The sequence below is a fragment of the Pseudomonas sp. V88_4 genome (assembly GCF_029967985.1).
GTDB lineage: Bacteria > Pseudomonadota > Gammaproteobacteria > Pseudomonadales > Pseudomonadaceae > Aquipseudomonas > Aquipseudomonas glycinae.
In genome coordinates this window covers 18126-40113 of the sequence record NZ_JASCAF010000047.1, presented here as the reverse complement: position 1 = coordinate 40113, position 21988 = coordinate 18126, and the positions used below count along the sequence as shown (strand labels likewise).

At 62.2% G+C, this 21988-nt stretch carries 4 protein-coding genes; 1 reads left to right on the top strand and 3 read right to left on the bottom strand.

Translation table 11 applies throughout. The features are described 5' to 3' along the window. Nucleotides 1–370 precede the first annotated feature (370 nt). The 3 genes from QLG12_RS25740 to QLG12_RS25730 are packed head-to-tail and all read right to left on the bottom strand — an operon-like array spanning nucleotide 371 to nucleotide 5271. A complete protein-coding gene (locus QLG12_RS25740) occupies nucleotides 371–1738 on the bottom strand; it encodes an HlyD family type I secretion periplasmic adaptor subunit (RefSeq protein ID WP_108558974.1) in 1368 nt (455 codons plus the stop codon). Beyond that, nucleotides 1728–3884 carry a type I secretion system permease/ATPase gene (locus tag QLG12_RS25735; protein ID WP_197870318.1) on the bottom strand — a complete coding sequence of 719 codons (2157 nt, stop codon included), beginning with the start codon at nucleotides 3882–3884 and terminating at the stop codon, nucleotides 1728–1730. Before QLG12_RS25735 ends, QLG12_RS25740 begins: the two co-directional genes overlap by 11 nt. A gap of 34 nt (nucleotides 3885–3918) precedes the next feature. Next, nucleotides 3919–5271 (bottom strand): TolC family outer membrane protein, encoded by a 1353-nt coding sequence (locus QLG12_RS25730; RefSeq protein WP_011331849.1) that lies wholly within the window; start codon nucleotides 5269–5271, stop codon nucleotides 3919–3921. Nucleotides 5272–5630: 359 nt separating this feature from the next. Here QLG12_RS25730 and QLG12_RS25725 point away from each other — a divergent pair, with 359 nt between their 5' ends. Further along, complete coding sequence (locus QLG12_RS25725) at nucleotides 5631–21863, top strand: LapA family giant adhesin (RefSeq protein WP_282475442.1); 16233 nt, start codon at nucleotides 5631–5633, stop codon at nucleotides 21861–21863. The last annotated feature ends 125 nt before the right edge of the window (nucleotides 21864–21988 follow it).

Here is a 21988-nt window from a genome sequence, read left to right as displayed (position 1 = left end):
CAATCAATCTCCCACGCACGGCGCGCTCAAGGGCGCGCGCGTCGATCAGAAACTCACGCTGGATTGCGTGTTGGTTCGTGTCGTGCGGCGCGCCGATTGGTCGGCAGGTACGCAGGAGGCTGACTTTATAGATATAAGAATTGGAAATTAAATACCGTTAACGAATAACGATATGGCGATTGCTTAGGAATGGACTGGATGGTGAGTGACCATTTGTGTCACTTACTGACAGGGATGTGGTGTTCGAGCTGACGCCATCGCTGGCAAGCCAGCTCCCACAGGGACCTAGAGTGGACCACGTTTGTGTGTTCACCGCGGAACTTGTGGGAGCTGGCTTGCCAGCGATGGGGCCCGAAAGGCCAATGAAGATTTACCGCTCGTGCAACGCCTCGGCCCGCGCCCGGATGATCGGCTTGAGCAGATAGCTCAACACGGTCTTCTTGCCGGTGATGATGTCCACCGACGCCACCATCCCCGGGATGATCAGCAGCGGCTTCTCGTCAGTGCCGAGATGGCTGCGCTCGGTGCGCAGCTTGATCACGTAGTAGGTGGTTTTCTTGTCTTCGTCGGTGATGGTGTCGGCGCCGATCTGTTCCAGCTTCGCCTTCAGACCGCCGTAGATGGTGTAGTCATACGCGGTGAATTTCACCGTGGCTTCCTGGCCCGGATGCAGAAACGCGATGTCCTGCGGGCGGATCTTGGCTTCGACCAGCAACGTGTCGTCCAGCGGCACGATTTCCAGCAAGTCACTGCCTGGCTGGATCACGCCGCCGATGGTGTTGACCAGCATCTTGTTGACAATACCCCGCACCGGCGAGGTGACGAGCGTCCGGCTGACCCGATCTTCCAGCGCCTTGCCGGTGGCCTGGGCCTTGTTCAGATCAGTGCGCGCCTCGTTGAGCTGAGTCAGGGCTTCGCTGCGGAATTTGCCGCGGGTCTCGTCGATCTTGCGCTGCACTTCCTTGATCGCCGATTCGGCACGCGGGATCGCCAGGGTGGTAGCGTCGAGCTGACCACGGGTTTCCACTTCGGCACGCTTGAGTCGCAGCACTTCCACCGGCGATACCGCGCCCTGGGCCACCAGCGGCTCGGACATGTTGATTTCCTGGCGTTGCAGGCCGAGTTGCTGGCGATATTGCGCCTGCTTCGAGGTGAATTCGCGCAGTTCCTGCTGACGCTGGATCAACTGTTCCTGCAGGCCACCGACCTCGTCGTGCAGTTGCTGACGACGGCTGATGTACAACGATTCTTCACTTTTCGCCTGACCCGGCACGGCTTTGAGCACGTCCTCAGGGAAATTCAGCGGACGGTCCTCGACCTCGGCGCTCAGGCGCTCGACCCGCAGCAACATCGACAGCCGATCAGCTTCGGTTTCACCGACGTTGGAGGCAAAACGCGTGTCATCCAGCCGCACCAGCGGTGCGCCGGCCTCGACGATCTGGCCTTCCTTGACGAACAGCTCGGAGACGATACCGCCCTCGAGGTTCTGGATTTTCTGGATCTTCGACGACGGAATCGCCTTGCCGTCGCCCTTGGTCACTTCGTCGATGACGGCGAAGTTGGCCCACAGCATCAGGAACACGAAGAAACCGATGATCGCCCAGATCGTCAGCCGCACCACTCGTGGCGCGTCTTCGATCAAAGCCTTGTTGACCTCCGGCAGCGGCTGGCCCTGCAGCGATGCCGAGCCCTTGAAGTAGCGGCGGATCGAATCCTTGAAACCCGACTTAAGCAACACTGATCTGCCCCTTCTTCAACGCTTCCATCACGGCCGCTTTCGGGCCATCGGCGAGAATCTGCCCTCGGTCGACCACCAGCAGGCGATCGACCAGCGAAAGCAGCGATGCCCGGTGCGTCACCAGCACCACGGTCTTGTTTTCCACCACTGCTGCGAGGCGTTGCTTGAGACGTTCTTCGCCGGTGTTGTCCATGGCGCTGGTCGGTTCGTCGAGCAGCAGGATCGGCGGATTGAGCAACAGCGCCCGGGCCAGGGCGACGTTCTGGCGCTGACCGCCGGACAGGTTCTGCCCGCGCTCGCCGACTTGCAGCTCATAACCCTGCGGGTGCAGGCGGGCGAATTCGTGGACGCCGGCCAGTTCAGCGGCCTGCAGGACCAGCTCGTCCTCGACGTAGCGGGCGCCGGAAATCAGGTTGTCGCGCAGGGTGCCGGCCAGCAGCTGGATGTCCTGCGGCACGTAGCCAATGTTGTAGCGCAGCTCGCTGACGTCGATCTGGCGGATGTCGACGCCGTCCACCAGCAACGCACCGTCGTCCGGCTGATACAGGCCGACCAGCAATTTCGCCAATGAGCTTTTGCCCGAGCCACTGCGGCCGATAATGCCGATCTTCTCGCCGGGACGGATCACCAGGTTGATGTTCTTCAGCGCCGGATTCTGTTGCTCCGGGTAGGTGAAGCTGAGCTGGCGGCATTCGATGGCGCCTTGCAGAACCTTGCGGCTCAGCGGGCGTTCTTCGAAATTGCGCTCTTGCGGCAACTCCATCATCTGGTCGACCGAGGTCATGGTCACCCGCGCCTGCTGGTAACGGGTCAACAGACCGGACAGCGAGGCCAGCGGGCTGAGGGCGCGGCCACTGAGCATGTAGCAGGCGATCAGGCCGCCCATGCTCAGGTTGCCGGCGATGATCTGGTACACGCCGAAGACGATCATGATCACCCCGGCCAGCTGCTGGATCAGCAGGGTGATGTTCATCGCCAGACCGGAAAGCATTTTCACCCGCAGCTCGAGGCGGCTGAGGGTGCCGATGGTTTGCTCCCACTGATATTGGCGTTCGCTTTCGGCGTTGTTGACCTTCACCGCGTCGAGGCCGGCGAGGGTTTCGATCAGGCTCGACTGACGCTCGGCGCCGAGGGCCATGGTGCGTTCCATGGTTGCCACCAGCGGCTTCTGCAATGCGTAGCCGATCAGCAGCGCAATCGGGAAGGCCAGCACCGGAATCCACACCAGATGCCCGCCGAGAATGGCGATGACGATGAAGATCAGGAGGGTGAACGGCAGGTCGATCAGGCTGGTCAGGGTCAGCGAGGCGAGGAAGTCGCGCAGACTCTGGAACTCGTGGATGTTCTGGGCAAAGCTGCCGACCCGCGCCGGGCGGTATTTCATGGCCATGCCGACGATGCGTTCGAACAGCGTGGCGGAGATGATCAGGTCGGTTTTCTTGCCGGCCAGATCCAGGCACAGGCTGCGCAGGCTCTTGAGGATCAGGTCGAACAGATAGGCGCCAGTGATGCCCAGCGCGAGCACCCACAGGGTCGCTTCGGCCTGGTTCGGCACCACGCGGTCGTAGACGTTCATCACGAACAGCGGCGCGGCCATGGCGATGATGTTGATCAGGAAACTGGCGGCGATGGCGTCGGCGTAGAGCCAGCGCGAACGCTTGAGGGTGTCGCGAAACCACGAGCGCGCACGCGGGATCAGCGTGCCGTGGTTGACGTCGAATTTGTGCTGGGGCTGGGCGAAAAACACTTTGCCGGTGTAGTCGTCGGCCAGCAGCTCGCGGCTCACCAGGGATTCGCCGCCGTCGCTTTCGCTGAGCAGCACCCGCGCGTCGCTCTCACCCTGCCAGCCGAGCAGGACGGCACTGCGGCCATCCTTGAGCAGCAACAGCGCCGGCATGGCAATCGCCGGAATCTCTTCGAGCTTGCGCTGCAGCACCCGCCCTTGCAGCCCGGCGCGCGCCGCTGCACGGGGTAGCAGCTCGACACTCAGGCGTTGTTTGGGCAGCGGCAGGCCGGTGGTCAGCATTGCCGCGCTGGCGGGTTTCTGATGCAGCATGCAGAGAGCGAGCAGACCATCCAGTAACGGATCGTCGTGCAACGCGCGTGGATCATGACTGAGATGAACTCGACTGACTTCTGATTCCACGCTCGACACTCTTTAGCAGTTGAAAAGGGACAACTCAATTCATCCCAGGCAGCTGGACCTTGGGCTTCACGTCGTTCTGCACAACGGATGCCAAGGGTGCGACCACTCCCTGGCTCTTGAGCAATTCGCCCATGGTCGCCTTGATTCGGTACTGAGTAAATAACTGAATGTTTTTGATTTCAGCCAGACGCCGCGAAGCGGTGAACAACTCGTTTTCGCTGTCGAGCAAATCCAGCAGGGTGCGTTCACCGAGGCTGAACTGACGCTGGTAAGCGGTGCGCACCGAGGTGCTGTGATCAACGTACTGCTGAGCGATCGGCACCTGGGCATTGGCGTTGTTCAGGGCGTTCCAGGCCAGGCCCAGTTCTTCGTTCAACTGACGCAGGGCGTTGTTGCGGATGTCCAGCGCCTGGTTCGACAGGTAGGACTTGGATTCCAGATCTGCCTTGTTGCTGCCGCCCGAATACAGGTTGAAGCGCATGCGCAGCATGGCCTGCCATTCGTTGTTGTGACCGTTCTGGCCGTCGAGATCGTTGTCGGCGGTGCGGCCCAGCTCGGCGTCGAAGCGCGGGTAGAAGGTCGACTTGGCGGTCTCGTATTGCTTCTCGGCCGCAGCGATGTCGGACTCGGCCGAACGCAGGATCGGGCTGTTTTCCAGCATCTGCTGGCGCGCTTCATTCAGGTTGGCCGGCATCATCGCCATGAACGGCGCCGGACGCTCCAGTTGATCGGGCATCTGGCCGACGGCGCTGAGGAAGTTGGTTTCCGAGTCGGCGAGGTTGGTCTGCTCGGTGATCAGGTTGTTGCGGGCCTGGGCCATCCGCGCTTCGGCCTGGTCAAGGTCGGCACCGCTGCCGACGCCGCGCTGGGTGCGCAGCTGGATCTGGTCGTAGATGCGCTGGTGGCTCTTGAGGTTTTCTTCGGCCAGACGCACGAACTCGCGACGGGTCAGTACATCCAGGTAAACCTGGGCCACGGTCAGCGCGGTGCGTTCGGAAGTGCCGAGCAGGGAATACGCGCGGGAGTTGACGGTGGCTTGTTGACGCCCCACTTCGCTGGACGTCGCAAAACCGTCAAAAACCATTTGCGACAGACGTAAACTTGACTCGCTGCGGTTCAGGGTTTCCCAGTGATTGCCGCCACCATTGGCACGGGTGGTGACGCTGTCGGTGCCTTCACGGCCATAACCGCCCAGCAGATCGACCTTGGGCAGGTATCCACCTTTTGCAGCCTTTAATTGATAATCCGCGGCCAGCCGACTGTTGACCCCTGCCTGGATTTCCGGATGGACATCCAGCGCCTGCTGCATGGCTTCTGGTAAGGATTGTGCTTGTACGAAAGACGCGGCGAGAGCGAAGGGTAAGGCCTTGAACAAGTGCGAACGCATGGTAAAGATTTCCCAGAACTTCTTGTCTTGAATCACAGCAAAATATTGAGCTGCGTCGGAAGATGGCAACCGGAATGACCGTATGTCGGAAAGTTTAAAACCGGAACTGGATCACACGCTGAAGGGCAGGTCGCCGCATAAATATCAATGTGACATTACCGGGACGATTGTTTAGGATGGCACCCAGAAGGTCAATAGTTTGGCATAAAGTTAATCGCGAAAGAATCTAGCCAAAATATTGACGAATTGCAGCGTCAACTTTGTTTCATCTTTTTCTAAAAGTACGTCCAGACTGAATCGGCGCAGACCGCCATCAGGTCTATGGAAGTCAACTGAACGTGACACCCGGAGAGTCTTCAATGAGCAGTGTTGTGGCCATCGTCAAAAGCATTGTCGGTCAGGTTTTCGTGGTGTCCCCGGAGGGCGTCCGTCGCGTACTCGTTGAAGGCGACCGGCTGTTTGCCGGCGATCAGGTCGACACCGGTGTTTCCGGCGCCGTGTCCCTGGAACTGGCCGATGGCCGCACGATCGATCTGGGCCGTGACACTCAGTGGAGCGCCGACACTCCGGACTCCAGCACTGATCTGGCCGAAGCCACCGCGCAAGCCGCGCCGTCGGTAGAAGAGCTGCAACAAGCCATCGCCGCCGGCGTCGACCCGACCACCGCCCTTGACGCCACTGCGGCTGGCCCGAGCGCCGCAGGGACTGGTGGTGCCGCCGGCGGCGGTCACAGCTTCGTGATGCTCGATGCGACCGCCGGCCGCGTCGACCCGACCATTGGTTTCCCGACCGCAGGCATCAACGCTGCCGGCCAGGCTGCACAGAACATCACCGGCGGCCAGACCACCGACACCACCGCCAACGCCCTGCGCGAATCGACCCTGAGCCTCAGCGCCACGCCCAGCATCACCGAAGCAGGCGGCGTTCTGGTGTACACCGCGACCCTGACCCAGGCGCCGCTGACCGACCTGACCATCACCCTGTCCAACGGCGCGGTGATCGTGATTCCGGCCGGTTCCACCACCGGCACCGTCAACGTGCCACTGGCACCGAACGACACTGTTTATAACGACCCGACCCAGATCGACGTGACCGTCACCGGCACCACCGGCGGCAACGGCATCACCGTGACCCCGCCGACCACCCCGGCCACGACCCAGGTCACCGACACCATCGACACCACCACCGTCACCCTGACGGCCGGCCCAAGCGTGACCGAAGGTGGCCAGATCACCTACACCGCCACGCTGACCAACCCGGCGCAGACGCCGGTGACCGTCACCCTGTCCAACGGCTCGACCATCACCATCGGCGCCGGCCAGACAACCGGCACCGTCAACGTGCCGACCGCGCCGAATGACGTCTATAACAATGGCAGCACCGTCACCACCACCATCACCGGTGCCACGGGCGGCAACTTCGAAAACCTGGTGCCGAACCCGACGCCGGCCGTCACCAACATTGTCGATTCGGTCGACACCACCAATCTGACCCTGACCGCCACCGGCACCGTGGTCGAAGGTGGCCAGATCACCTACACCGCGACCCTGACCAACCCGGCGCAAACGCCGGTGACCGTCACCCTGTCGAACGGCTCGACCATCACCATCGGCGCCGGCCAGACCACCGGCAGCGTCAACGTGCCGACCGCGCCGAATGACGTCTACAACAACGGCGGCACCGTCAGCACCACGATTACCGGTGCTACCGGCGGCAATTTCGAGAACCTGGTGCCGAACACGACGCCAGCGACCACCACTGTTACCGACTCCATCGACACCACCAACCTGTCGCTGAGCGCCACCGGTTCCGTGGCCGAAGGCGGTTCGATTGTTTATACCGCGACCCTGACCAACCCGGCCGGCACCCCGGTGACCGTGACGTTGAGCAACGGCTCCGTCATCACCATCGACGCTGGTAAAACCACCGGCACCGTGACCGTTCAAGCACCGGCCGATGACGTCTACAAGGATGCCGGCAAGGTCGAAGTGACCATCAAGGATGCGTCCGGTGGCAACTTCGAGAACCTGGTGCCAAGTACTGTTCCAGCGGTTACCGAAGTCACCGACACCATCGATACCACCACGGTCAAACTGACAGCGACCGAAACCGCTGCTGAAGGTGGCACCGTCACTTACACCGCCACTGTTGGCGCTCCGGTAACCGGTTCGCCTGTCACCGTGACCCTGGCCAACGGTCAGTCGATCAACATCGAAGTGGGCAAAACCACTGGCACCGTGACCACCACCGCGCCGAACGATGCGTTGACCGGCAATACACCACTGACCAACTCGATCACCGGCGTTTCCGGCGGTAATTACGAAAATCTGGTGGCCGACAAGACTCCGGTTTCGACCACGGTTACCGACGTTGCCGACACCACCAACCTGACCCTGAGCGCCACTGGCACCGTAGCCGAGGGCGGTTCGATCGTTTACACCGCAACTCTGACCAACCCGGCCGGCACGCCGGTGACCGTGACGTTGAGCAACGGCTCGGTCATCACCATTGAAGCGGGCAAGACCACCGGCAGCGTGACCGTTCCGGCGCCAGCCGATGACGTCTATAAAGACGCCGGCAAAGTCGAAGTGACCATCAAGGACGCCACCGGCGGCAACTTCGAGAACCTGGTGCCAAGCACCGTTCCGGCCGTCACCGAAGTGACCGACACCATCGACACGTCGACCGTCAAACTGACGGCTGATACTTCGGTCGCCGAAGGCGGCACCGTGACCTATACCGCCACGGTCGGCGCACCGGTCACAGGCTCGCCAGTGACTGTCACTTTGGCCAACGGTCAATCGATCACCATCGAAGTCGGCAAAACCACCGGCACCGTCACCACGACTGCACAAAACGATGTGCTGAACGGACAGGCGCCGCTGACCAACTCGATCACGGGTGTTACCGGCGGCAACTACGAAAACCTCGTGGCCGACAAAACCCCGGTTTCCACCACCGTTACCGATACCGTCGACACCACCAACTTGACCCTGAGCGCTACCGGCTCCGTGGCGGAGGGTGGTTCGATCGTTTACACCGCGACGCTGAGCAATCCTGCGGGTACGCCGGTGAGCGTGACGTTGAGCAACGGCTCCGTCATCACGATTGAAGCGGGTAAAACCACTGGCACCGTGACCGTTCCAGCACCTGCCGATGACGTTTACAAAGATGCCGGCAAAGTCGAAGTGACCATCAAGGATGCGTCCGGCGGCAACTTCGAAAATCTCGTTCCGAGCACCGTTCCGGCGGTTACCGAAGTCACTGACACCATCGACACCACCACGGTGAAACTCACCGCGACCGAGTCGGCGGCGGAAGGTGGCACTGTCACTTATACCGCTACCGTCGGCGCTCCGGTGACGGGTTCACCTGTGACCGTGACCCTGGCCAATGGTCAGTCGATCATCATCGAAGTCGGCAAGACCACCGGTACCGTGACCACCACCGCGCCGAACGATGCGTTGAACGGCCACGCGCCGCTGACCAACGCGATCACCGACGTGAGCGGTGGCAATTACGAGAATCTCGTAGCCGACAAGACCCCGGTTTCTACTACCGTCACCGACACTGTCGACACCACCAACCTGACGCTGACCGCGACCGACACCGTGGCCGAAGGTGGCTCGATCACCTACACCGCCACCCTGACCAATCCGGCCGGCACTCCAGTGACCGTGACGTTGAGCAACGGCGCCGTCATCACCATCGAAGCGGGTAAAACCACCGGTACCGTGACCGTCGACGCGCCGAAAGATGACGTCTACAAAGACGCCGGCAAAGTCGAAGTCAGCATCAAGGACGCCACTGGCGGCAACTTCGAGAATCTGGTGCCAAGTACTGTTCCGGCCGTGACCGAAGTCACCGACACCATCGACACCTCGACCGTCAAACTGGCCGCGACCGAGTCCGCTGCTGAAGGCGGCACCGTCACTTACACCGCCACCGTTGGTGCCCCGGTCACTGGCTCGCCTGTGACCGTGACCCTGGCCAACGGTCAGTCGATCACCATCGAAGTCGGCAAAACCACCGGTACCGTGACCACCACTGCGCCTAACGATGCGTTGAACGGCCATACGCCGCTGACCAACGCGATCACCGGCGTGAGCGGTGGCAATTACGAGAATCTCGTAGCCGACAAGACGCCGGTCAGCACCACCGTCACCGACACTGTCGACACCACCAACCTGACCCTCAGTGCTACCGGTACTGTGGCCGAAGGTGGTTCGATCGTTTACACCGCCACCCTGACCAACCCGGCAGGTACTCCGGTGACCGTGACCCTGAGCAACGGCTCGGTGATCACCATCGAAGCAGGCAAAACCACCGGCACCGTCACCGTTCCGGCGCCAGCCGATGACGTCTACAAAGACGCCGGCAAGGTCGAAGTGACCATCAAGGATGCAACTGGTGGCAACTTCGAAAACCTGGTACCGAGCACTGTTCCGGCCGTTACCGAAGTCACTGACACCATCGACACCTCGACCGTGAAGCTGAGCGCCGATACGTCCGTGGCCGAGGGCGGCACTGTCACCTACACCGCCACTGTTGGCGCTCCGGTGACGGGTTCGCCGGTCACCGTGACTCTGGCCAATGGTCAGACCATCACCATCGAAGTCGGCAAGACCACCGGCACCGTCACCACCACTGCGCCGAACGATGCGCTCAACGGTCATACACCGCTGAGCAACTCGATCACTGGCGTGAGCGGCGGCAACTACGAAAATCTGGTGGCCGACAAGACTCCGGTCAGCACCACCGTGACTGACACCGTCGACACCACCGACCTGACGCTGACTGCGACTGGCACCGTGGCCGAAGGTGGTTCGATCACCTACACCGCCACTCTGACCAACCCGGCCGGCACGCCGGTGACCGTGACGTTGAGCAACGGCTCCGTCATCACCATCGAGGCCGGTAAAACCACCGGCACCGTGACCGTTGATGCGCCGAAAGACGACGTCTACAAGGACGCCGGCAAGGTCGAAGTCACCATCAAGGATGCAACCGGTGGCAACTTCGAGAATCTGGTGCCGAGCACTGTTCCAGCCGTAACGGAAGTCACTGATACCATCGACACCACCACGGTCAAACTGACCGCGACCGAAGCGGCAGCTGAAGGCGGCACTGTCACTTACACCGCCACCGTTGGTGCCCCGGTCACCGGCTCACCGGTCACCGTGACCCTGGCCAACGGTCAGACCATCACCATCGAAGTCGGCAAGACCACCGGTACCGTGACCACCACCGCGCCGAACGATGCGTTGAACGGTCACACCCCGCTGACCAACTCGATTACTGGCGTGTCCGGCGGTAACTACGAAAATCTCGTGGCCGACAAAACCCCGGTTTCGACCACCGTCACCGACACCGTCGACACCACCAACCTGACCCTGAGCGCCACTGACTCGGTGGCCGAGGGCGGTTCGATTGTTTATACCGCGACCCTGACCAACCCGGCCGGCACGCCGGTGACCGTGACCCTGTCGAACGGCTCCGTCATCACCATCGAAGCGGGCAAAACCACCGGCACTGTGACCGTTCCAGCACCGGCCGATGACGTCTATAAGGACGCCGGCAAGGTCGAAGTGACCATCAAGGATGCGTCCGGTGGCAACTTCGAGAACCTGGTGCCAAGCACCGTTCCAGCCGTCACCGTAGTCACCGACACCATCGATACCACCACGGTCAAACTGACCGCGACCGAGTCGGCGGCTGAAGGCGGCACCGTCACCTACACCGCAACTGTGGGCGCTCCGGTAACCGGATCGCCAGTCACCGTAACCCTGGCCAACGGTCAGTCGATCACCATCGAAGTGGGCAAAACCACTGGCACCGTGACCACCACCGCGCCGAACGATGCGTTGACCGGCAATGCACCACTGACCAACTCGATCACCGGCGTTTCCGGCGGTAATTACGAAAATCTGGTGGCCGACAAGACTCCGGTTTCGACCACGGTTACCGACGTTGCCGACACCACCAACCTGACCCTGAGCGCCACTGGCACCGTAGCCGAGGGCGGTTCGATCGTTTACACCGCAACTCTGACCAACCCGGCCGGCACGCCGGTGACCGTAACCTTGAGCAATGGCTCGGTCATCACCATCGACGCTGGTAAAACAACCGGCACCGTGACCGTTCCGGCTCCTGCCGATGACGTCTACAAGGATGCCGGCAAGGTCGAAGTGACCATCAAGGATGCGTCCGGTGGCAACTTCGAGAACCTGGTGCCAAGCACCGTTCCAGCCGTCACCGAAGTCACCGACACCATCGATACCACCACGGTCAAGCTGACAGCGACCGAGTCGGCTGCTGAAGGCGGCACCGTTACCTACACCGCCACGGTCGGCGCCCCTGTCACCGGCTCGCCTGTGACCGTGACCCTGGCCAATGGTCAGTCGATCACCATCGAAGTCGGCAAGACCACCGGCACCGTGACCACCACCGCCCCGAACGACGCACTCAACGGTCACGAACCGCTGACCAACTCGATCACCGGCGTGAGCGGTGGCAACTACGAGAATCTGGTCGCCGACAAAACGCCGGTCAGCACCACCGTGACCGACACCGTCGACACCACCAACCTGACCCTGAGCGCCACCCCGGAAGTCAACGAAGGTGGCCAGATCACCTACACCGCGACCCTGACCAACGCCGCCGGCACTCCGGTGACCGTGACCTTGAGCAACGGCGCCGTGATCACCATCGAGGCCGGTAAAACCTCCGGCACCGTGACCGTCGATGCACCGAAGGACGACGTCTACAAGGACGCCGGCAAAGTCGAAACGACCATTTCGACCGCCACCGGTGGCAACTTCGAAAACCTGGTCACCAGCACCACCCCGGCGGTCACCACCGTCAATGACACCATCGACACGTCCACCGTGTCGCTGACCGCTACCGCCAACGTCGCCGAAGGCGAAACCGTGGTCTATACCGCGACCGTCACCGCGCCAGTGACCGGTTCGCCGCTCGTCGTGAATCTGTCCAACGGCCAGACCATCACCATCGCCGTCGGCGAAACCACCGGCACCGTGAACTTCGTCGCACCGAACAGCCCGCTGGCGGGCGGCAGCTCGCTGAGCGTGACCATCGACAAGGCCACCGGTGGCAACTACGAAAACCTGGCGGTCGACAGCAAACCGGCAAATACCTCGGTTTCGGACACCGTCGACACGACCAATCTGAACCTGACGGCCACCGATTCGGTGGCCGAGGGTGGTTCGATTGTCTACACCGCAACCCTGACCAACCCGGCCGGCACCCCGGTGACCGTAACCCTGTCGAACGGTGCAGTAATCACCATCGAAGCCGGCAAGACTACGGGCACCGTCACAGTCCCGGCGCCAACCGATGACGTCTACAAGGATGCGGGCAAAGTCGAAGCGACCATTTCGACCGTCACCGGCGGCGGTTTCGAGAACCTGGTGCCGAGCACCGTTCCAGCCGTCACCAACGTCACCGACACCATCGACACCACAACGGTGAAACTCACGGCGACCGAAACCGCTGCTGAAGGTGGCACCGTCACCTACACCGCAACTGTTGGTGCTCCGGTGACAGGTTCTCCGGTTACCGTGACTCTGGCCAATGGTCAGCAAATCACCATCGAGGTCGGTAAAACCACCGGCACTGTGACCACCACTGCGCCGAACGATGCGCTCAACGGCCATGCGCCGCTGACCAACGCGATCACTGGCGTGACTGGCGGTAACTACGAAAACCTCGTGGCCGACAAGACGCCGGTCAGCACCACCGTGACGGACACCGTCGACACCACCAACCTGACCCTGAGCGCCACTGGCTCCGTGGCCGAGGGCGGTTCGATAGTTTACACCGCCACACTGACCAACCCGGCGGGCACGCCAGTGACCGTGACCTTGTCCAACGGTGCCGTGATCACCATCGAGGCCGGTAAAACCACCGGCACCGTGACCGTCGACGCACCGAAAGACGACGTCTACAAAGATGCGGGCAAAGTCGAAGCAACCATTTCGACCGCCACCGGTGGCAACTTCGAGAACCTGGTTCCGAGCACCGTTCCAGCCGTAACGGAAGTCACCGACACCATCGACACGACGACCGTGAAGCTGACCGCTTCCGAAACGGCCGCTGAAGGTGGCACCGTTACTTACACCGCCACCGTTGGTGCTCCGGTGACTGGCTCGCCGGTCACCGTGACCCTGGCCAATGGTCAATCGATCACCATCGAAGTGGGCAAGACCACTGGCACCGTCACCACCACTGCGCCAAACGATGCGCTCAACGGTCATGCGCCACTGACCAACGCGATCACCGGCGTGAGCGGCGGTAACTACGAAAATCTCGTCGCTGACAAAACGCCGGTCAGCACCACCGTGACCGACACCGTCGACACCACCAATCTGTCGCTGACCGCGACCGACAGCGTGGCCGAAGGCGGCTCGATCGTTTACACCGCTACCCTGACCAACCCGGCTGGCACCCCGCTGACCGTGACCCTGTCGAACGGCGCCGTGATCACCATCGAAGCCGGTAAAACCACCGGTACCGTAACCGTTCCGGCCCCTGCCGATGACGTCTACAAGGATGCCGGCAAGGTCGAAGTCACCATCAAGGATGCAACCGGTGGCAACTTCGAGAACCTGGTTCCGAGCACCGTTCCAGCCGTAACAGAAGTCACCGACACCATCGACACGACGACCGTGAAGCTGACCGCTTCCGAAACCGCGGCTGAAGGTGGCACCGTCACTTACACCGCGACCGTGGGCGCGCCGGTGACTGGCTCGCCAGTGATCGTGACCCTGGCCAACGGTCAGCAAATCTCCATCGAGGTGGGTAAAACCACCGGCACCGTGACCACCACGGCACCGAACGATGTGCTGAACGGCCATGCGCCACTGACCAACGCGATCACCAACGTTTCCGGCGGCAACTACGAAAACCTCGTGGCCGACAAAACCCCGGTCAGCACTACCGTCACCGACACCATCGACACCACCAACCTGTCGCTCAGTGCGACCGGCACCGTGGCCGAAGGTGGCCAGATCACCTACACCGCGACCCTGACCAATCCGGCCGGCACCCCGGTGACCGTGACCTTGAGCAACGGCTCGGTGATCACAATCGAGGCCGGCAAAACCACCGGCACCGTGACCGTTCCTGCGCCAGCCGACGACGTCTACAAGGACGCCGGCACCGTGGAGGCGACAATCAAGTCCGCGACCGGTGGCAACTTCGAAAACCTGGTGACCAGCACTACGCCAGCCGTAACCAATGTCACCGACACCATCGACACCACCACGGTCAAACTGACCGCGACCGAGTCGGCGGCTGAAGGCGGCACCGTCACCTACACCGCTACTGTTGGCGCACCGGTGACGGGTTCTCCGGTTACCGTGAGCCTGTCCAACGGTCAGCAGATCACCATCGAAGTCGGCAAGACCACTGGCACCGTGACCACCACCGCGCCGAACGATGCGTTGACCGGCCACGCGCCGCTGACCAATGCGATCACCGGCGTAACCGGCGGTAATTACGAGAACCTCGTTGCCGACAAGACCCCGGTTTCGACCACGGTCACCGACACCGTCGACACCACCAACCTGACCCTCAGCGCCACCAATTCGGTCGCCGAGGGCGGTTCGATCATCTACACCGCGACACTGACCAACGCCGCTGGCTCGCCAGTGACCGTAACCTTGTCGAACGGTGCCGTGATCACCATCGAAGCGGGCAAAACCACTGGTACCGTGACCGTTCCTGCGCCAGCCGATGACGTCTACAAGGACGCCGGCAACGTGCAGGCCACGATCACCAATGCCACCGGTGGCAACTTCGAAAAACTGGTACCAAGCACCGCTCCGGCCGTGACCCAGGTCACCGACACCATCGACACCACCACGGTGAAACTCACCGCGACCGCGTCGGCGGCTGAAGGCGGCACTGTCACCTACACCGCGACCGTGGGCGCCCCAGTCACTGGCTCGCCAGTGACCGTGAACCTGTCGAATGGCCAGAGCATCACCATCGAAGTGGGTAAAACCACTGGCACCGTGACCACCACGGCGCCTAACGATGCGCTCAACGGCCACGCGCCGCTGACCAACGCGATCACCAACGTTTCCGGCGGCAACTACGAAAACCTCGTGGCCGACAAAACCCCGGTCAGCACGACCGTGACCGACACGGTCGACACCACCAACCTGTCCCTCAGCGCTACCAACTCGGTCGCCGAGGGCGGTTCGATCGTCTACACCGCCACACTGACCAACGCTGCGGGTACTCCGGTAACCGTGACCCTGAGCAACGGCGCCGTAATCACCATCGAGGCCGGTAAAACCACGGGCACCGTGACCGTTCCTGCCCCGGCGGACGATGTCTACAAAGACGCCGGCAACGTACAGGCCACGATTACCAATGCCACCGGCGGCAATTTCGAAAACCTGGTCACCAGCACCGCTCCTGCGGTAACCAGCGTCACCGATACCATCGACACCACCACCGTGAAACTGTCCGCCACCACCAGCGTGGCTGAAGGTGGCACCGTCACTTACACCGCGACGGTTGGCGCACCGGTTACCGGCTCGCCAGTCACCGTGACCCTGTCCAACGGTCAGTCGATCACCATCGAAGTCGGCAAGACCACCGGCACCGTCACCACCGCCGCGCCGAACGACGTATTGACCGGCCATGCGCCGCTGACCAACGCGATCACCGACGTAACGGGCGGCAACTACGAAAACCTGGTAGCCGACAAGACGCCAGTCAGCACCACCGTCACCGACACCATCGACACCACCAACCTGTCGCTCAGCGCGACCGGCACTGTGGCCGAAGGCGGCTCGATCACCTACACCGCGACGCTGACCAACGCCGCTGGCTCGCCAGTCACCGTGACCTTGTCGAACGGCGCCGTGATCACCATCGACGCCGGCAAGACCACCGGCACCGTGACCGTTCCTGCACCTGCCGACGACGTCTACAAAGACGCCGGCAACGTACAGGCCACGATCACCAACGCCAGCGGTGGCAACTTCGAGAATCTGGTCACCAGCACCACACCAGCAGTGACCAGCGTCACCGACACCATCGACACCACCACCGTGAAGCTGACCGCGACCGCAACAGCGGCCGAGGGTGGCACCGTCACTTACACCGCCACCGTGGGTGCACCGGTAACTGGCTCGCCGGTAACCGTGAATCTGGCCAACGGTCAGTCGATCACCATCGAAGTCGGCAAGACCACCGGCACTGTGACCACCACCGCGCCGAACGACGCGTTGACCGGCCACGCTCCGCTGACCAACTCGATCACCAACGTTTCCGGCGGCAACTACGAGAACCTCGTCGCCGACAAAACGCCAGTCAGCACCACCGTCACCGACACCATCGACACCACCAACCTGTCGCTCAGCGCGACCGGCACTGTGGCCGAAGGCGGCTCGATCACCTACACCGCGACGCTGACCAACGCCGCTGGCTCGCCAGTCACCGTGACCTTGTCGAACGGCGCCGTGATCACCATCGACGCCGGCAAGACCACCGGCACCGTGACCGTTCCAGCACCTGCCGACGACGTCTACAAAGACGCCGGCACTGTTCAGGCAACAATCAAGTCGGCCACCGGTGGCAACTTCGAAAACCTGGTGACCAGCAACACACCGGCCGAGACCAACGTCACTGACACCATCGACACCACCACCGTGAAGCTGACCGCGACCGCAACAGCGGCCGAGGGTGGCACCGTCACTTACACCGCCACCGTGGGTGCGCCAGTGACTGGCTCGCCGGTCACCGTGAACCTGGCCAACGGTCAGTCGATCACCATCGAAGTCGGCAAAACCACCGGCACTGTGACCACCACCGCACCGAACGATGCGTTGACCGGCCACGCTCCGTTGACCAACTCGATCACCAACGTTTCCGGCGGCAACTACGAAAACCTCGTGGCCGACAAGACACCGGTGAGCACCACCGTCACCGACACCATCGACACCACCAACCTGACGCTCAGCGCAACTGGCACCGTGGCCGAAGGCGGTTCCATCGTCTACACCGCGACCCTGACCAACGCTGCTGGCTCGCCAGTCACCGTGACCCTGAGCAACGGCGCGGTGATCACCATCGACGCCGGCAAGACCACCGGCACCGTGACCGTTCCTGCGCCAGCCGATGACGTCTACAAGGACGCCGGCAACGTGCAGGCCACGATCACCAACGCCACCGGTGGCAACTTCGAGAACCTGGTCACCAGCACCACACCAGCCGTGACCAGCGTCACCGACACCATCGACACCACCACCGTGAAGCTGACCGCGACCACGACGGCAGCCGAAGGTGGCAACGTTGTCTACACCGCAACCGTCGGCGCGCCAGTGACGGGCTCGCCTGTGACCGTGACCCTGGCCAACGGTCAGTCGATCACCATCGAAGTCGGCAAAACCACTGGCACTGTGACCACCACCGCGCCAAACGACGTGTTGACCGGCCACGCTCCGCTGACCAACTCGATCACCAACGTTTCCGGCGGCAACTACGAAAACCTGGTCGCCGACAAGACGCCGGTCAGCACCACCGTCACCGACACCATCGACACCACCAACCTGTCGCTCAGCGCGACCGGCACTGTGGCCGAAGGCGGCTCGATCACCTACACCGCGACGCTGACCAACGCCGCTGGCTCGCCAGTCACCGTGACCTTGTCGAACGGCGCCGTGATCACCATCGACGCCGGCAAAACCACCGGCACCGTGACCGTTCCTGCGCCAGCTGACGACGTCTACAAAGACGCCGGCAATGTGCAGGCCACGATCACCAATGCCACCGGTGGCAATTTCGAGAACCTGGTGACCAGCAACACACCAGCCGTGACCAGCGTCACCGATACCATCGACACCACCACCGTCAGCATCACCGGCAGCACCTCGGTGACTGAAGGTCAGACCGCAACCTACACCGTCAGCCTGACCAACCCGGCACAGACCGAAGTCACCCTGAAAATCGTCTACAGCGGCACCGCTGCCGACGGTTCGGACTTCACCGGCGTGTACACCGTGAAGATCCCGGCAGGTGCCAGCAGTGCGCAGTTCAACGTTGCGACCATCGATGACAAGATCACCGAAGGCACCGAGAACTTCGTGGTCAAGATCGACTCGGCCACCGGCGGCAACTTCGAGAACCTGGCGGTCAGCAGCACCAATGGCAGCGTCAGCACCTCGATCATCGACAACGATGCACCGCCGGTCATCGACCTCGACGCCAACAACTCCAGCGGTGCAACGGGTGCCGACTACAAGGTGACCTTCACCGAGAACACCCCGGGCGCAGGTGTGTCGATTGCCGACACCGATATCAAGATCACCGACCCGGACAGCACGATGCTGACCGGCGCCACCGTCGTGCTGACCAACCGTCAGGAAGGCGATGCGCTGAATCTGGGCAACAGCGTCAACGGCATCACCATCAATGCCAACAGCACCAACGGCACCGTCACCCTGACCCTGTCGGGCAACGCGACGCTCGCCGACTACATGCAGGCCATCAAGAACATCAGCTTCACCAACAGCAGTGAAGACCCGAGCACCGTGCCGCGGATCATCACCGTGACCGTGACCGATGGCGGCAACTACTCCAACGTCGCGACCACCACGGTCAACGTAGTGGCAGTCAACGACGCTCCGGTCGCTGCACCGGTCAACGTCACTGGCACCGAAGACACCCCGCTGATCCTCGGCTGGTCGACCTTCGGCGTCAGCGACGTCGACAGCCCGGCCAGCAGCCTGGGCGTGAAAATCACCCAACTGCCGGGCGAAGGCAAACTGCAATACCTGGACGGTTCTACCTGGAAAGATGTCGCTAACAACCAGACTTTCAGCAAGGCCGACATCGACGCCGGCAAGCTGCGCTTCCTGCCGGATGCAAACGAGTCGGGCGTGAACGGTTACGGTGGCACCGGCCTGGGCAACAACCAGGCTGACTACGCGCAGATCAAGTTCCAGCCAACCGATGGTCAGTTGCTGGGCAACACCGGCACCATCAAGATCGACATCACCCCGGTGGCGGATGCACCGACCCTGTCGGTCGCCGACAACAGCGTGAAGTCCACCGGGCTGATCAAGGAAGTCTGGACCGGTCTGTCGGGCCTTGGCACTGATGGCAGCGGCGCGAATTCGACCACCCTGAAAAACGTGATCGACGGCGCGGGCAAGCCGAACACCAGCGGTACCGTGAACAACGTGCAGTCCGACGGCAGCGTGGCCGCCGGCACCGCGTCGAAAACCTCGGGCCTGATCTATCTGGAAGCCGGCAAGACCTACACCTTCAGCGGTACCGGTGATGACAGCCTGCTGGTGACCATCGGTGGCAAGAACGTGGCGTCCACGACGTGGGGCGCGGGCGGCAACCTCAACGGTTCGTTCACCCCGACCACCAGCGGCTACTACACCCTGGACATCTACCACCACAACCAGAGCGGCCCGGGCAGCTACGACGTCAACCTGTCGGTCAACGGCAGCACGCCGATCGACCTGAGCAGTGCCGGCGTGCCGATCTACACCGGCGTGCAGGATCTGGTGAATGCCGGCGTGACCGTCTCCGATCTGCACGGCAGCAACGGCGAAGGCTATTACGACGGCTACAAGCTCAACACCGGCGCCGAAGGCACCACCGTGAAACTGTCGTCGATCAGCACCGCGCTGACCGACACCGACGGCTCGGAAACCCTGAGCATCAAGATCAGCGGTGCGCCGGTCGGCTCGGTGCTCAGCGACGGCGCAGGCCACAGCTTCACCGTGACCGCCACCAGCGGCGACGCCAACGTCACTGGCTGGAACCTCGGCACCCTGACCGTGACCCCGCCGACCTACTACAACGGCCAGTTCAACCTGACCGTGACCTCGACCTCCACCGAGCAGGTAGGCGGCTCGGCCAGCACCACCGCGACCATCCCGGTCACCGTGGTGCCGGCGGTGTACAACGCGGTGGTCGCCACTTCGGCGGACGACACCGTCACCGGCACCGACGGCAACGACATCATCGTCGCCGACATCGGCGGCCTGACCGTGGTGCCGGGCACCAACTACAACATCGCGTTCATGGTCGACAGCTCGGGCAGCATGAGCGCTTCGTCGATCAACGCCGCCAAGGACTCGCTGACGTCGGTATTCAACACCCTCAAGCAGAGTCTGGGCAGCAACTCCGGCACGGTGAACATCTTCCTGGTGGACTTCGATACCCAGGTCAACAAGTCCGTATCGGTGAACCTCAACGACCCGAACGCACTGACCTTGCTCAAGGCCGTGCTGGACTCGATGTCGTCCGGCGGCGGTACCAACTACGAGGACGTGTTCAAGGCCACGGCGAACTTCTTCCAGAGCGCCGAAGCGCTGGCCAACACCGGGGCGAAGAACCTCACGTACTTCATCACCGACGGCCAGCCGACGTACTACCAGAGCAACGAGCAGACCAACCCGACGCTGTACGGCAACGTGAAACTCGATGACGTGGTCAAGACCAGCAACTACAAACTGGGCGACAGCTTCAGCACCTACATCGACAACACCCACTACCTGAGCATCAACACTGCCGGCGCCGTGGTATTGCAGACGTACAAGAACGGCAGCTGGAGCTGGAACAGCCTGGGTACCATCCACGCTCAGGGTGACGGTACCTACGAGATCTCGAGCCTGGCGGGCAACGGCAACAGCACCACGACGACGACCACCGATAACGCCAGCAGCGGTTTCGCCTTGCTCAACGGTTTGTCGAACGTGGAAGCCATCGGCATCAACAGCGGTGTCAGCCTAAACGACCTGAAACCGTACGATACCGATCACAACCCGCAGACCAACATCGATCCGAAGGACCTGGCCAACTCGATCATCGGTCATACCGAAGCGACAATGCCGGGCAACGACACCGTCAGCGGTGGCGATGGCAACGACATCCTGTTCGGCGATCTGGTGAGCTTCAACGGCATTGCCGGCGAGGGTTACCAGGCGATGCAGGCGTTCGTGGCCAAGGAAACCGGGGTCGACGTCAGCAAAGTCACCACCAGCAACGTGCACCAGTACATCACCGAGCACTATCAGGCGTTCGATGTGTCCGGTGCCCACGACGGCAACGACACACTGCTGGGTGGCGCGGGCAATGACATCCTGTTCGGCTCGGGCGGCAACGACCTGCTCGACGGCGGCAAGGGCAATGACATCCTGCTCGGCGGCACCGGCAACGACACGCTGATCGGCGGTCCGGGCAACGACATCCTGATCGGTGGTTCCGGTGCGGATACCTTCGTCTGGAAGGCGGGCGACACCGGCAACGACGTGATCAAGGACTTCAAGGCCAGCGAAGGCGACCGCATCGACCTGCGCGACCTGTTGCAGGGCGAGACCGGCAGCACCATCGACAACTTCCTGAAGATCACCACGGTCGACGGCGTGTCGTCGCTGCAAGTCAACTCGGGCGGCAAGTTCAACTCGGGCGATGCCGCAGCCGCGACACCGGACGTGACGATCAAACTGGAAGGCAACAACTGGTCGAGTGCCAACATTCACAACCTGATTGCCGGCAGCGATCCGACCATCAAGGTCGACCACAACAACAGCTGATGCGTGAACAACGGCCGCCCCACTGGGGCGGTCGTCACGTTTGCGGCACTTGAACCGGTGACGATTGCGTCGGCGCACCGCATACTCGCGTGCAGTTGGCTATGCTGCTGACAGCATGACGCTGG

What these genes read in the sequence shown, in the direction of transcription:
- QLG12_RS25725 (WP_282475442.1), top strand. Translation starts at nt 5,631, where the DNA reads ATGAGCAGTGTTGTGGCCATCGTCAAAAGCATTGTCGGTCAGGTTTTC.
- QLG12_RS25730 (WP_011331849.1), bottom strand. Translation starts at nt 5,271, where the DNA reads ATGCGTTCGCACTTGTTCAAGGCCTTACCCTTCGCTCTCGCCGCGTCT.